This is a genomic window from Hamadaea sp. NPDC050747 (assembly GCF_040654195.1).
Lineage (GTDB): Bacteria > Actinomycetota > Actinomycetes > Mycobacteriales > Micromonosporaceae > Hamadaea.
The window spans coordinates 208,302-222,597 of sequence record NZ_JBFAHM010000001.1 but is presented as its reverse complement, the minus strand read 5'-3'; the positions used below and the strand labels follow the sequence as shown (position 1 = coordinate 222,597).

Below are 14,296 nucleotides of genomic sequence, written 5' to 3'. Positions count from 1 at the left end.
CTCTGAAACAAACTCGCGACACCTTGCCGTCCTCCGGCGGGTGGATCATGCCGAAGATGTCGTATTTGGACCTGTAAAGCCCCTAGATCCGGAAAACTGGGATGAAGCCGGGTAGAAGGGGGCAGCATGAGCGCTGAACAGTTGGCGGCAGTCACATCCGGGTACGCCTTCGACGGGCCGGCGCTGGACCTCGGCGCCCTCGTCGTGGACGGCTCCGCGGTCGACCCGTCGGCCCCGATCCGCGTACCGCTGGCCATGCTGAACCGGCACGGGCTGGTCGCCGGGGCGACCGGCACCGGCAAGACCAAGACACTGCAGGTGATGGCCGAGCAGTTGAGCGCTGCGGGCGTACCGGTGTTTCTGGCCGACATCAAGGGCGACGTGAGTGGCATGGCCGTCGCCGGCGAGGCCACCGACAAGATCACCGCTCGCATGCGGGAGATGGGTCAGGAGTGGACGCCGACGGCGTACCCGGCCGAGTTCTTCACCCTCGGCGGGCGGGGTACTGGAACGCCCATTCGAGCGACGGTGACCAGCTTCGGGCCGATCCTGCTCAGCAAGGTCCTCGGCCTGACCGACGTCCAGGCGTCCTCACTCAACCTGGTCTTCCATTACGCCGACAAGAAGGGCCTGCCGCTGCTGGATCTGAAGGACCTGCGATCCGTGATCCAGTTCCTCGGCTCCGACGAGGGCGCCGAGGAGCTGAAGAGCCTGGGCGGCCTGGCCAAGCAGACCGCGGGCGTGCTGCTGCGCGAGCTGATCGCCTTCTCCGACGCGGGCGCGGAGGACTTCTTCGGCGAACCCGAGTTCGCCACCTCGGACCTGCTCCGGACCACACAGGACGGCAAGGGTGTGGTGTCCATCCTCGAGCTGCCCGGCGTCGTCCAGCAGCCGGCGTTGTTCTCCTCCTTCTTGATGTGGCTGCTCGCGGACCTGTTCCAGGACCTGCCCGAGGTCGGCGACCCGGACAAGCCCAAGCTCTGCTTCTTCTTCGACGAGGCGCACCTGCTCTTCAAGGACGCGTCCAAGGCCTTCCTCGAGTCGATCACCCAGACGGTCCGGCTCATCCGGTCGAAGGGCGTCGGCGTCTTCTTCGTGACCCAGACTCCGAAGGACGTGCACCCGGACGTCCTGGCCCAGCTCGGCAACCGGATCCAGCACGCGCTGCGGGCGTACACACCGGACGACGCGAAGGCGCTGAAGGCGACCGCCTCGACCTTCCCGAAATCCGCGTACGACCTCGAAGAGGTGCTCACTCAACTGGGCACCGGCGAAGCGATCGTCACCGTGCTCGGTGAGAAGGGCGCACCGACGCCGGTCGCGTGGACCCGGCTGCGGGCGCCCCGGTCGCTGATGGCCGAAGCCCCGGCCGCCCTGCTGGAGGAGAACACGAAGAACTCCCCGCTCTACTCGAAGTACGCCCAGGCGGTGGACCGGGAATCGGCGTACGAGATGCTGCTGGCGCGGCTGAATCCACAGGTCACCACGCCTGAACAAGGCAGTTATCCACAGGGTGGTCCACAGGCTCCGGCACCGAAGCCGACCAAGGCGGCGAAGCAGGATCCAGGCATGGTCGAGCAGGTGCTGAAGTCCCGGACGACGCAGAACCTGATCAAGAGCGCGGCTGCCGCCGCGGGCGCGGCGATCGTCCGCTCCATCTTCGGGACGGCTCGCCGAGCCAAGAAGTGAGCAGTGCTCTGGGCGACTAGCGGCGGATCAGCTTTCGGCGTACGCGCTGAAGGAGGTCGAAGACCTCGTCGATCTCGCGGATCCGCAGCGCCTTCGCGGCCGCCAGGTAGGTCACCACGATCAGTGCGCCGCCCAGGATGAGCTGGACCCACGCGCTGTCGATGCCCGCGGCCCGCAGGCCGAGCGTTGAGCCGTAGCCGACGAGCCCGGCCGCCACCATGGCCGCCGCCACGCGGGCGAGAACCATCGCGGTGCCGCCGAGGCCGAGCGGGCCGATGCGCTTGCGCAGCTGCCAGGCGCTGAGGCCGATCGCGAGCACGTAGGAGATGCCGTTGCCGAGCATCACGCCACCGGCGGCGAGCGCGCCGAACAGCGCGACCTGCACGACGATGCGGAGCAGCACCACCGGGATGTTGAGGATCGCCGGGGTCTTGGTGTCGGGCAGCGCGTAGAACGCGAACGTGAACAGCTGGCTGAGGGAGAACGGGATCAGTGAGATGCCGGCCATGACCAGCACCGCCGCGCCGTCGTTCGCGTTCTGGGCGGTGAAGGCGCCCCGGACGAACAGGGCGGTCATCGTGGGACCGGCCAGGAACACGAAGACCACGACGATCGGCGCGAGGACGGCGGAGGTCGTGCGGACCCCCTTGGCCAGATCGTCCACGATGTCGCCGAAGCGCCCGGCCGCCGACGCCGCCGACATGCGGGGCATGAGCGCGGTGACGATCGAGACGGCGACGATCCCGTGCGCCATCATCATCAGCAGGAAGACGTTGTTGTAGATCAGCAGGCTGTTGCCGCTGAGCAGACGGAGCAGCACCAGCACGCCGACCTGGCTGACCGCGACGTAGCAGAACATCCAGCCGCCGAGATGGCCCAGGTGCCGCAACCCCAGCGCCCGGAAGTCGAACCGCGCGCGCCAGCGGAACCCGGCCCGCCGCAGCGCCGGCAGCAGACCCGCCGTCTGGACCATGATGCCGAGCAGGGTGCCACCGCCGAGCAGAACCACCATGCCGGGGCTGACGTCGCCCGCCTTCCGCGCCACCGCGCCGAAGAAAACGATGAACAGCGCGCACGTCGTGATCACCACGACGTTGTTCAGGATCGGCGTCCACATCGGCGGGCCGAAGCTCCCGCGAGTGTTCAAGTAGGCCGCCAGGATCGCGGACACGCCGAAGAAGAAGATCGCGGGAAGGGTGAAGTAGGACAGCGCGGTCACGAGATCGCGGTAGTCCTGGCCGGTCTCGGCCTTCGTGAAGACGAGGGTGAGGATCGGCGCGCACAGCGTGGCGATGACGGCCGCGCCGCCGAGCACGAGGGCGGCCAGCGTGAGCAGCCGCTGGGCGTACGCCTCTCCCCCGTCGGGATCACGATCACGGGCCCGGACGAGCACCGGCACGACGACGCTGGACAGCACGCCGCCGATGAGGAACTCGTACACCATGCCCGGGAAGAACTGCGCGGCCGTGTACGCGTCGCCGAGGCCCAACGCGGCTCCGCCGAGAGCCGCCGCGATCATCGCCGTACGCAGAAAGCCCGTGCCGCGGCTGACCAGCGACCCGATCGCCATCAGGGCGGAGTTGCCGGCTGCGGTGTTGCCCTCGGCCGGCTTCGCGCCCTCCGGGCGGCTCTCCGTCGGCTGGGCCTCCGCCGGTTGGGTGCCCGTCGGCCGTATGCCGGTCGGCTGGTGGTCCGTCGGCCGTGTGCCTGTCGGCTGGTGGTCCGTCGGCCGTGTGCCTGTCGGCTGGTGGTCCGTCGGCGGCGTGGCGGGCGGGTAGGGCCGGGTCGGCCGGACCTGCGGGACGATCATCGTCCGCTCGGCGGCAGCCTCCGTCTCCCCCGCCGGAGACGGATCATTGATCCGGGGCATCAACACGGTCGAATCCGGGTCGATCCGGGGAAACGACCCGGTCTCGTCCCAGGGGAACCAGTCGTGCTCGGGATCTCTGCTCACCGCGCCACCCTAACGGCTCCAGTTGTGCTGCGCTTCCGCGCCGCTCCTGGCCGGGGCTCGCCCTGACCATCGCTGTCGCGCCTGCTGACGCTTGCCCGGCGCTTGCCCTGCGCTCGCCTGCCGCTCGGCTGCCGCTTGCCCGCCGCTCGGCTGCCGCTGCCTGCCGCTTGCTGCGCCGCTTGCCTGCCGCGTGGCGTGATCATTGCGCCAGCCATGCTGTTTCGCGCGGCGAAATGTCCGGCGTAACAACGTCGTCGCGGCGATGATCAAAGCGATCCGGGCCGCGAGCATGTGTGACCCGCCCGGTAGGCTGGCTGACCGATGTCGAACACGAATGCCCTGACCACCGCCCAGCGCGATGCCGTGCACGCGCTGCTGGCGCGTTTTCCCGTGGCCGACGAGCTGGGCCGCCGGTTCGCCCAGGCCGGACACGACATCCACCTCGTCGGCGGTTCCGTCCGCGACGCGCTTCTCGGCCGGCTCGGCGACGATCTCGACTTCTGCACCGACGCGCATCCGGACGAGACGCTGCGCATCGTGAAGGGCTGGGCCGAGGCCACCTGGGAGACCGGGCGCGAGTTCGGCACGATCGGAGCGTTCCGCGACGGGCTGCGTCTGGAGATCACGACGTACCGGGCGGAGTCCTACGACGGGGTCAGCCGTAATCCGGCGGTGCAGTACGGCACCTCCCTCGGCGACGACTTGAGCCGCCGCGATTTCAGCATCAACGCGATGGCCGTCAGCCTGCATGATCACCGCTTCACCGACCTCTACGGCGGACTCGACGACCTGCGCGACCGGATCATCCGTACGCCCAAGGCGCCGGAGCAGAGTTTCGGCGACGATCCGCTGCGGATGCTGCGGGCCGCCCGGTTCGCCGCTCAGCTGCGCTTCGTCGTCGACGAGCCGGTCATCCGCGCCATGTCCGACATGTCTGGGCAGCTCACCCGGATCACGGCGGAACGCGTACGCGACGAGTTCAGCAAGCTGATGCTCGGCGAGGACCCGGTGACCGGGCTGCGTCTGCTGGTCGAGACGGGACTGGCCGAGATCTTCCTGCCGGAGCTGACCGAGCTGAAGATGGAGATCGACGAGCACGCCCAGCACAAGGACGTCTACGAGCACACCCTGACGGTGGTGCAGAACGCGGTGGACCTCGACACCGCCGACACCGGACCCGACCTGGTGCTGCGGCTCTCGGCGTTGCTGCACGACATCGGCAAGCCAGCGACCAAGGCGGTCGGTGCGGACGGCCGGGTCAGCTTCCACCACCATGAGCTGGTCGGCGCGCGGCTGGCCAAGCACCGGCTCAAGCTGCTCAAATACCCCAAGGACGTGATCAGCCCGGTGGTCGGTCTGATCTCCCTGCACCTGCGCTTCTACGGTTACGGCCGCGGCGAGTGGACCGACTCGGCCGTCCGCCGCTACGTCCACGACGCCGGTGAGCTGCTCCCCCGCCTCCACAAGCTGACCCGGTCCGACTGCACGACCCGCAATCGGCGCAAGGCCGCGCAACTCGCCGCCGACTACGACGCTCTGGAAGAGCGCATCTCCCGGATCGCCGCCGAGGAGGACCTGGCCAAGGTCCGGCCCGATCTGGACGGCAACGCGATCATGGAGCTGCTCGGCCTGCCGCCGGGTCCGTTGGTGGGCCGGGCCTGGAAGCATCTCAAAGAGGTACGCCTGGAGCGCGGCCCGCTCAGCCGGGACGAGGCTGAACACGAACTGCGTGCCTGGGCCGAGGACAACCTCTAGGTCGTCTCCTCGGACGGGGCCGGTTCGGCGCGCCGCCGCCGCAGTCCGCCGCCGAACCACACGGCGAGGAGGGCGTATCCGGTCGCGATGCCGATGAGGGCGCCCGCCGATTTGCCGTCCGGTGGCAGGGTCAGCGCCGCGAGGAACAGCCCGAGCACCATCATCGCGTTGAAGACGGTGTCGTTCAGGCTGAAGATGCGGCCTCGGTAATCGTCCTCGCACTCGTGTTGCAAGGTCGCGTCCACGATGATCTTCATGCTCTGCGACGCGATGTTCATCAGTGCGGCCGCGATCAGCAGCAACGGCGCCACGAAGGGCAGCCCGAGGGCGAGGATCGCGACCGCGATCCCGGCGAGCAGCAGGGTGATCCAGCGTTGGGGCCCGAATCGCCGGCCGGCGGCCGGAGTGATCACGGCGGCTATCCCGGCGCCGGCGGCCCCCGCGATCACGACCTGCCCCAACGACCACAGGGATTGTGTCGTGTGGTTCGCCGTGCCGTGGCCGAAGTAGCGGCTGTAGAGCAGCAGTACGGCCAAGGTGAGGTAGCCGTAGAGGAATCGGTGCCCGCCGGTCAGCAGCATGGCTCGGGCGGCGGGCGGCCGCTCGGCGAGGTGGCGCAGACCCCGGACCATTCCCCGGGCGACGTCGACGACGGCGGTCCACACTCCGATCGTCGGCCGTTCCTCGTCTTCCGGGCCGAGCTTGCCCGGCCCGAACGAGGCGTACGTGAGCAGGCCGGAGGCCAGGTAGCCGATGGCCGCGAAGGCGGCGATCCCGGCGTACCCGTGCTGGGTGGTGTGGACGAGCGAGGTTGCGACGAGCGCGGCGGACGAGAAGAGGCCGATCGAGTAGCAGATCGTGCCGGCGGTCGAGGCCAGCGCGTTCGCGGTGACCAGGCGGGAGTCGTCGACCACCTTCGGCAGCGACGCGGACAGCCCGGCCAGGAAGAACCGGTTGATCGCGATGATGAGGAGGGCGGCTAGCCCGAACCGTGGTCCCTGATCGCCGACCCAGATGAGGGCGGCGGCCGGCACGACCAGGACGGCCCGGCTCAGATTGGCCAGCGCCAGTGCGACGCGGCGGTCCCAGCGGTCGAGGAAGACCCCGATGAACGGCCCCAGCAGTGAGTAGGGCAACAGCAACACGGCGAAGCCCGCCGCCACTGCCAGGGCGCTCGACTGCTTCGAGGGATTGAACAGCAGGGAACCAGCGAGGCCGGCTTGGAACCAGCCGTCCGAGAGTTGGCTGAGCAGCCGGACCGTGAGCAGCCGCCGGAACTCGCGCGCGCCGAGAATGGCCCGCAGGTAGTGCCCGTCGACCTTGCGCTCCAGGTCAGCGGTGACGGCGGGCGAGGTGGTCGGCGGCGGCACGCGACCTAGCGTATGTGACGGAACGGCGAATCGGGACATGCTGCACGAGCTGTTCACCCCGTCGCCGGATGGGAACGACGCTGCTCACACCCTCTATTCGACCAGCCAGACGATCGCCCGGACGGCCCCGATCCCGGCGAGCACCACGACGACGCCCAAGGCGATCGCGGTGAACAGACACGGGACCAGCGAACCCCGGGTACGCACCGGAGCCCGGTAGGAGCCCACCCAGACCTCCGGCGGCCCGGAGCGCTCCGCCTCGGCGAGCAGCTCGGTCAACCGCTCCTGGATCGGCCCGGCCAGCGTCGCCGGATCGCCGGTCCACCGCAGGAGGCGTACGCGGGACCAGGGGTCGGCGTGGACTCGGGCGAAGGCGGCCAGTTCGTCCGGGCGTACCTCGTCGGTCAGGAAGCCCCAGCGACCGGCTTCGGCCAGGTTGCCCGTCTGCCGGTAGACCGAACACAGCAGCCGGTAGATCTCCAGATCATCGGGGTGGGACGCGACGAGCGTGCGTAACCGCTGCGTGGCGAGGTAGGTATGACCAGCGGCAAGGTCCCGTTTGACCCGGGCGAGGACATCGGCTTTTGCCACTCACACATGATCTGGGTTGACGACTGTGGATGCTAGGCGCGAATGTAACGAAACCGCAACACAGGTTTCAGAAGGCCTGAAGGACGGTCACAGCGCCCAGGACGGCCAAGGCGACCACCGCGAGGGCACCCGCCAGAGCCGCGACAGCGAGCGCGCCGCGGCGGCCACGCGGCCGCGTTTCGGCCGGCGGTGCGACCTCCCGCTCCGCGGCCTCGGTGAGCTCGACCAGCCGTCGCCGGGCGTGCTCGGTCGGCGCGAGATCGGCCGATCCTCGCCAGCGCAGTGCGGCGAGCCGGCGAGGTGCGGAGGGGAAGGCTCGCTCGAACGCGCTGGTCTCGGCCGGTTCGGCGGTCGGGTTGAGGTAGTCCCAGCGACCGGCTTCGACGGCGTTGCCGGTCATCCGGTGCACGGCCGCGAGGCGGTGGCGCAGGTCGAGGTCATGCGGGTACGCGTTGACCAGGCTGCTGAGCCGCTGGATGGCGGGCTGGGTGTGGCCGTGGGCGAGATCCACCGCGACCTTGTCCAGCACAGGTGCCTTGGGCATAAGCCCACTGTGACAGGAACCCAGCAATCCGGTAAAGGCCTTCTTGCCGGGTTCCCGCTCGGTAGTCGATCGACGACTCTCAGTGGAAGTTCACGTTGTACAGGCGGGCCTTGTAGAACTCCGCCCCGTACGACAGGGATCGGGTGAACGATTTGGCCCCGGTGGCGTCGAAGAACTGGACGCTGGGGCTGACCCAGTTGCGGGTGTCCCCGTGATAGGTCGCGCCGGTCGCCTGCACCCAGAACCGTTCGCCCGAGCTGTGCTGCGAGTAGGACTTGACGGCGTTGTCGCCGTACGCCTGCGTCACCGCGTACGTGGTCTTGTCGAGGGTCATGACCTTGCTGCCGTCGGTCGCGAGCAGCAGGTTGCTGTTCGAATAGCTCGCGTCGAGGCTGTGCCCGAGGTGGGCGCCGATCGAGATCGAGCGCGACAGCGACAGCCGCGTCGACCGATACGTGCCCGACACCGTGTAGATCCGCGCGTAGTCCTGGCCGATGGCCCACAGCTTGCCGGTGACGTCGTCCCACCAGACGCCGTGCGCGCCCGGGAACGAGATGGTCTGAACCAGTGCGAGGGTGCTCGGGTCGCTGATCGCGGTGGGACCGTAGAGATAAAGGTATCCGCCGGAGGAGGCCACGACGATCGCCCCGATGTTGGGGATGCGCTCGATCGCGTGCGGGTTGTTGCCCGGGGTCGCCGACCAGAGGACGTCGTTGAGTTCCTGCGCGGCCTCGTCGGTCTTGTTGACGATGCCGACCTTCCCGCCCGACGCGGTGACGAGGGCGACCACTCCGAAGGCGGCCGTATTGCGGAACTTCACGTCCGACAGGTTCGACCAGCCGCTCGCGGTGCCCGGGCTGAAGCTCCACTTCAGCGTGGACGTGCTCCACGCCGAGCTGGACGGGTAGATCTGGATCTGGTTGTGGTACTGCTCGCACACGGCCACGTCATAAGTGGCGTACGCCTGGGCCGGCGATTCGCCGAGCACCGCCGCGGCCGGAGCGGCGACCGCAGCGGCAGCCGCGGCTTTGAAGATTGTCCTTCTACGCAAAGCATCCTCCCCAGAAAATCCTGAATGGACCTTGCCGGGGAGGATGCTATCCCGTCGATCTGTTCGGCGGGGTGGTTCAGCGCTCGACCTCGCCGCGGATGAAGGCCTCCACGGCCTCGTGCGCGTCGTGGTCGTTGTACTGCACCGGCGGCGACTTCATGAAGTAGCTCGACGCGGACAGGATCGGGCCGCCGATCTTGCGGTCGAGGGCGATCTTCGCCGCGCGGACCGCGTCGATGATGACGCCGGCCGAGTTCGGCGAGTCCCACACCTCGAGCTTGAGCTCGGCGTTCAGCGGGACGTCGCCGAAGGCGCGACCCTCCAGCCGGATGTAGGCCCACTTGCGGTCCGACAGCCACGGCACGTGGTCCGACGGTCCGATGTGGACGTCGCCCTTGTTGATCTCGTGCGGGATCTGGGACGTGACCGACTGCGTCTTCGAGATCTTCTTCGAGACCAGGCGGGTGCGCTCCAGCATGTTCATGAAGTCCATGTTGCCGCCGAAGTTCAGCTGGTAGGTCCGCAGCAGCTCGACGCCGCGGTCCTCGAACAGCTTCGCCAGCGCGCGGTGCACGATGGTCGCGCCGACCTGGGACTTGATGTCGTCACCGACGATCGGCAGCCCGGCGTCGGAGAACTTCTTCGCCCACACCGGGTCGGAAGCGATGAAGACCGGCAGCGCGTTCACGAACGCACAACCGGCGTCGATCGCCGCCTGCGCGTAGAACTTGTCGGCCACTTCCGAGCCGACCGGCAGGTAGGAGACGACGACGTCGACCTGGGCCGCCCGGAGGGCCTCGGCCACGTCGACCGGCGCCTCGTCGGACTCCTGCACGATCTCCTGGTAGTACTGCCCCAGGCCGTCGTGCGTCGGGCCGCGCTGGACGGTCACGCCCGTCGGCGGCACGTCGCACAGCTTGATCGTGTTGTTCTCGCTGGCCACGATGGCCGCGGCGAGGTCCTGGCCGACCTTCTTCGCGTCGACGTCGAACGCCGCCACGAACTCGACGTCACGAACGTGGTAACCGCCGAAATCGACATGCATGAGACCGGGTACGCGCTCGCTGGGATCGGCGTTGCGGTAGTACTCGACGCCCTGAACCAGGGACGAGGCGCAGTTGCCGACGCCGACGATGGCTACGCGGACGGAACCCATCTGGGTGCCTCCTTCTTGTTCACATCCGCCTCGGCGTCTGGCCAGGCGGTTCTTCTTCGTGGCCCGGTTGGACCGCGGAAGTCTCGGGATCGGTGGCGGCCTGGGCACGCTGCGACGGCGCACGGCCGGACCGCTCGTTCGCGATCAGCTCCTCCAGCCAGCGCACCTCGCGCTCGGCCGCGTCCAGTCCATGCCGTTGCAGTTCCAGGGTGTACGCGTCGACGCGCTCCGCCGCGCGGGCGAGTACGTCGCGTAGTCCTTCGCGGCGCTCCTCGACCTTGCGCCGGCGGCCTTCGAGGATGCGCAGCCGGATCTCGGCGTCGGTCCGGGCGAAGAAGGCGAAGTGCACGCCGAACCCCGGATCGTCGTAGGTCTCCGGGCCGGTCTGGGCCAGCAGTTCCTGGAAGCGTTCCTTGCCTTCGGCTGTGATCTTGTACACGACCCGGCCACGACGGCTGGTCAGCGGCGGTACCGCCTCGTCGTCCGCCGAACTCTCCCCCGCCTCGGCGATCCAGCCGCTGGCCTGCAGCCGCCGCAGGGTCGGGTAGAGCGAGCCGTAACTGATCGCCGCCCGCATCGGGCCGATCTTGAGAGCAAGCTGTTTCCGCAGCTCATAACCGTGCATGGGGGCCTCGTGGAGGATGCCGAGAATGGCGAGGTCGAGCACGCTTGCCCTCCTTCCCCACTGCGTTCGGCGCCGATGTATCGGCGCGATACATCCGAAGGTTAGAACGCGAAGATACCCCGAGGCAATCCCGGGAAAACCGGTGGGCTCGCGCAGTGTGGCGGAAAGATCACGCCAGCCGTCGCCAGGTCACTCACCGTGACGGATGTCGCGGGCGTCCGGTGGAGCCGTTACCCTTCTGAAGCATGCGGACGCAGCGGCAGGTAGTTGACTATGCGTTACAGCGCCGTGCGCTGTTGCGCGAGGTCTACGCCGGCCACGTCGGGACCTACGAGGTCTGCGACGCCTCGCCCTACCTGAAGACGGCGGCTCGGTACCACGGCGAGGCGACTGAGGAGCTCTGCCCCATCTGTCGACGCGAGTTCCTCACGCTCGTCCACTACATCTACGGTGACGAACTGAAGCAGTCGGCCGGTCAGGCCCGCTCCCGGGCCGAACTGGCGACCCTCGCCACTTCTTTACGGGAATTCCAGGTCTACGTGGTAGAGGTGTGCCGCGGGTGTTCCTGGAACCACCTTGTGGAACAGTTCCTGCTGGGTACCGCGGGTACGCCCGCGCCCGAAGACGTGACAACGGGAGCTGTCCCGGCCTCCCCCGGCCGGGCGGCCACGGCGTGAGCCGAGTGGTCGAAGCCCCCGCCGCTGTGCCACCCCCGGGTGGTACGGCGATCCGACCAGGCGGAACCCCCGCCGTGACCGGAACGGTGTGACAGATGAGTTCGTACGGCGACCCCAACGCCGGTTGGCCCGGCGACGCCGGCGGCAGCCGGCCCGCAGGCTCCGGCAGCGCCGGACGCGGCCGAGCACAGGTCAACAGTGATGGCTACGGCTATCAGTACGACGACGACCCCGCTCGTCGAGGCGGGCAGCCCTCCCCCTCGGCGCGCCGCGACGAATGGCCGGACAACGGCGGCGGCTACGGTCGCGCGTCCGGCTCGGCCTCGGTGGGGTCGGCATCGGTTCCCGGTGCGGCTGGATCTGCCCCCGTTCCCGGCGCCGCCGGCCGAGCCTCGGTGGGCCGGGCTGGCGTACCGGGGTCTTCCGGGCGCGCCGGCGTTCCCGGCGCACCGGTCTCCCCGGCCGGGCGGGCGAGCGTACGCCCCCGGGGGTTCGAGGACGGACCGGGTGACGACGGCCGGGGTCCCGGCGGTCCACGGGGTCCCCGTGATCGCGGCGACGCCGGCGGTGACGGTGGCCGCCCCAAGCGTTCGGCGTCGGACAAGGCGAAGAAGGCGAAGCGGACCAAGATCCTGATCGCGTCGTTCGCGGCCTTCCTGATCGTCTTCGGTGTGGGCGCCATCGGTGGCACGTACTACTTCGACAGCGTCGACGAACTGACGCCGGAGAACTTCAAGAGCGCGCAGACCACCATGATCATGGCGGGCGACAACAAGACGCAGCTGGCGCAGCTCGGCTCCGAGAACCGCATCATGGTGCCGATCCTCACCATCCCGGAGAAGACCCGGCTGGCCATGATCGCCGGTGAGGACAAGGACTTCTTCGAGCACCACGGCATCTCGTACTCCGGCATCATGCGGGCCGCGTGGAAGACGCTGACCACCGACGAGACGCAGGGTGGTTCGACGATCACCCAGCAGTACATCAAGATCGCCACCGACCAGGCGCAGATCTCGTACGCCCGGAAGCTGCGCGAGGCGGTCCTCGCCCGCAAGCTCGAAGACAAGTACGACAAGAACACGATCATGGGCTTCTACCTGAACACCATCGACTTCGGCCGGGGCGCCGTCGGGGTGGAGAAGGCCGCGAACGCGTACTTCGGCAAGAGCGCCAAGGACCTGACCTTCTCGCAGGCGGCCGTCCTGGGATCCGTCATCCGTGACCCGTACGACGACGGCGGCAAGCTGAGCATCTACGACCCCGAGGCGCACCCCGACACGGCCAAGGGCCGCTGGGGCTACGTCCTGGACAACATGAAGGAAAAGGGCTGGATCACCGCGGAGGAGCGTGCCTCCGCGCAGTTCCCCGAGGTCATCAAGTACTCGACGGTGACGACGTCGGCCGAGTGGGGCATCAAGACCGCCGAGGGCACCAACCTCGGCAAGGCCACGGGCAACGTCGTGAACTACGTGTACGAGGAGTTGAAGGCGCAGGGCATCGAGCCCAAGGATCTGCGTACCGGTGGCTACAAGGTCTACACCACCATCGACCCGGTCGCGCAGAAGGAACTCGAGCAGGCGGCCCGGCCCGACATCAAGGGCTCCGAACTCTACGGCCGCAAGATCGTCACCGATCCGAAGAAGAAACAGGATCTGGAGTCGGCCGGGGTGGTCATCGACCACACCTCCGGCGCGGTGATCGCGTACTACGGCGGTCTCGACGGCACGGCGATCGACCTGGCCGGGGTGAACACGCAGGGTGGCGCGCTGGTCGGCGGGCACCCGCCGGGCTCGTCGATGAAGATCTACACGCTGGCCGCGGCGCTGGACGCCGGCGCGTCGTTGCAGTCGCGCTGGAAGGCGATGCCGTTCACGACCGATGACAAGATCAAGGTCGGTAACGCCGGTTCGCCCAACACCAGCTGCAAGGACTACTGCACGCTCGAATACAGCTTCATGAAGTCGTACAACGTGCCGTTCTACTGGGTCGCCCGGCAGATCGGCCCCGGCAAGGTCGTCAAGATGGCGAGCCAGGCCGGTGTCCGCTACATGTGGAACAACGACAACATCGAGAGCCTGTCGGCCAAGGGCGTCCAGAACGACACCGCGCGTACGCCGTTCGACCGCCAGGTCGGCTTCGGTCAGTACGGCATCACGGTGCTCGACCACGCGACCGGTGTCGCGACGCTGGCCAACGGCGGCGTCTACAACAAGCCGTACTTCGTGACGAAGGTCGAGAAGAAGGACCCCGTCACCGGTAAGTACGAGATCGTGAAGGGCGTCGGGCACAAGGCCGATCCGAAGCAGGCCATCAAGCGGCAGGTCGCCAACGACGTCACGTACGCGATGGAGAAGGTGTTCGGCGACCACACCGGATGGTCGGGAGCGCAGGACGGCCGCCACGTCGCCGCGAAGACCGGTACCTGGGAAGGCGCGACGCTGGGCAAGGACGGCAAGCCCGTGCCGAGCGACAAGAACGCGCACGCCTGGGTCGTCGGCTTCACCAAGCAGTTCTCAGTGGCGGTCTGGACCGGCAACGCCTCCGGGTCCTACCCGGTGATCGACCCCAAGACGGGCAGCACGATCACCTCCGGCTCGACGCCGTACCGGATCTGGTCGGAGTTCATCAAGGATTACAGCGACGCGAAGAAGATGCCGAAGGAGAAGCTGGCGGAGAAGTCCGGCATCGGTGACGATGAGGTCGGTTTCGCCAACGGCGTCTCGCCGTCGCCGGTCATGCCGACCGATCCCGGCCAAGGTGGCAACTGCATCCCGCTGGTCACCTGCCCGACCGAGACGACCGGCCCAGGCAACGGCGGCGGTAACCAGTCCAAGTCCCCGACGCCTTCGCCGTCCACGTCCAAGAGCAAGTTCCCGTGATGAGT

The 14,296-nt window shown here is 68.3% G+C and carries 11 protein-coding genes; 4 read left to right on the top strand and 7 right to left on the bottom strand.

The genetic code is table 11. From position 1 onward, the window contains the following. Positions 1–126 precede the first annotated feature (126 nt). Complete coding sequence (locus AB0H43_RS01090; RefSeq protein WP_359994558.1) at positions 127–1,689, top strand: helicase HerA-like domain-containing protein; 1,563 nt, start codon at positions 127–129, stop codon at positions 1,687–1,689. A gap of 16 nt (positions 1,690–1,705) precedes the next feature. Here the strand turns inward: AB0H43_RS01090 and murJ are convergent, their stop codons facing one another. Further along, on the bottom strand, positions 1,706–3,643 hold the full coding sequence (murJ, locus tag AB0H43_RS01085; protein ID WP_359994556.1) for a murein biosynthesis integral membrane protein MurJ: 1,938 nt from the start codon (positions 3,641–3,643) through the stop codon (positions 1,706–1,708). Between the two features lie 321 nt (positions 3,644–3,964). On the opposite strand from murJ, the gene AB0H43_RS01080 reads away from it, so the two are divergent. Beyond that, the gene (locus AB0H43_RS01080) at positions 3,965–5,398 is read left to right on the top strand and encodes a CCA tRNA nucleotidyltransferase (protein ID WP_359994553.1); all 1,434 of its coding nucleotides are present in this window, start codon (positions 3,965–3,967) and stop codon (positions 5,396–5,398) included. Here the strand turns inward: AB0H43_RS01080 and AB0H43_RS01075 are convergent. The 6 genes from AB0H43_RS01075 to AB0H43_RS01050 form a co-directional block, all read right to left on the bottom strand. Next, on the bottom strand, positions 5,395–6,768 hold the full coding sequence (locus AB0H43_RS01075; RefSeq protein WP_359994551.1) for an MFS transporter: 1,374 nt from the start codon (positions 6,766–6,768) through the stop codon (positions 5,395–5,397). The two genes, AB0H43_RS01080 and AB0H43_RS01075, sit on opposite strands and share 4 nt — an antisense overlap. Before the next feature lie 93 nt (positions 6,769–6,861). Then, on the bottom strand, positions 6,862–7,359 hold the full coding sequence (locus tag AB0H43_RS01070) for a DUF6584 family protein (protein ID WP_359994548.1): 498 nt from the start codon (positions 7,357–7,359) through the stop codon (positions 6,862–6,864). 67 nt (positions 7,360–7,426) lie between these two features. Continuing rightward, positions 7,427–7,903 carry a DUF6584 family protein gene (locus AB0H43_RS01065; RefSeq protein WP_359994546.1) on the bottom strand — a complete coding sequence of 159 codons (477 nt, stop codon included), beginning with the start codon at positions 7,901–7,903 and terminating at the stop codon, positions 7,427–7,429. A 79-nt stretch (positions 7,904–7,982) separates the two neighbouring features. Then, entirely contained in the window at positions 7,983–8,954 is a 972-nt protein-coding gene (locus tag AB0H43_RS01060; RefSeq protein WP_359994543.1) for a hypothetical protein, read from the bottom strand. Between the two features lie 76 nt (positions 8,955–9,030). Next, complete coding sequence (locus tag AB0H43_RS01055) at positions 9,031–10,110, bottom strand: inositol-3-phosphate synthase (RefSeq protein WP_359994540.1); 1,080 nt, start codon at positions 10,108–10,110, stop codon at positions 9,031–9,033. Positions 10,111–10,129: 19 nt separating this feature from the next. Continuing rightward, positions 10,130–10,777, bottom strand: coding sequence for a PadR family transcriptional regulator (locus AB0H43_RS01050; protein WP_359994537.1), 648 nt, complete (start codon positions 10,775–10,777; stop codon positions 10,130–10,132). Between the two features lie 203 nt (positions 10,778–10,980). On the opposite strand from AB0H43_RS01050, the gene AB0H43_RS01045 reads away from it, so the two are divergent. Beyond that, positions 10,981–11,412 (top strand): DUF5318 domain-containing protein, encoded by a 432-nt coding sequence (locus AB0H43_RS01045; RefSeq protein WP_359994534.1) that lies wholly within the window; start codon positions 10,981–10,983, stop codon positions 11,410–11,412. Between the two features lie 95 nt (positions 11,413–11,507). Next, complete coding sequence (locus AB0H43_RS01040) at positions 11,508–14,291, top strand: transglycosylase domain-containing protein (RefSeq protein ID WP_359994532.1); 2,784 nt, start codon at positions 11,508–11,510, stop codon at positions 14,289–14,291. Positions 14,292–14,296: the final 5 nt, after the last annotated feature.

What these genes read in the sequence shown, in the direction of transcription:
- AB0H43_RS01090 (WP_359994558.1), top strand. Translation starts at nt 127, where the DNA reads ATGAGCGCTGAACAGTTGGCGGCAGTCACATCCGGGTACGCCTTCGAC.
- AB0H43_RS01080 (WP_359994553.1), top strand. Translation starts at nt 3,965, where the DNA reads ATGTCGAACACGAATGCCCTGACCACCGCCCAGCGCGATGCCGTGCAC.
- AB0H43_RS01065 (WP_359994546.1), bottom strand. Translation starts at nt 7,903, where the DNA reads ATGCCCAAGGCACCTGTGCTGGACAAGGTCGCGGTGGATCTCGCCCAC.
- AB0H43_RS01055 (WP_359994540.1), bottom strand. Translation starts at nt 10,110, where the DNA reads ATGGGTTCCGTCCGCGTAGCCATCGTCGGCGTCGGCAACTGCGCCTCG.
- AB0H43_RS01045 (WP_359994534.1), top strand. Translation starts at nt 10,981, where the DNA reads ATGCGGACGCAGCGGCAGGTAGTTGACTATGCGTTACAGCGCCGTGCG.
- AB0H43_RS01040 (WP_359994532.1), top strand. Translation starts at nt 11,508, where the DNA reads ATGAGTTCGTACGGCGACCCCAACGCCGGTTGGCCCGGCGACGCCGGC.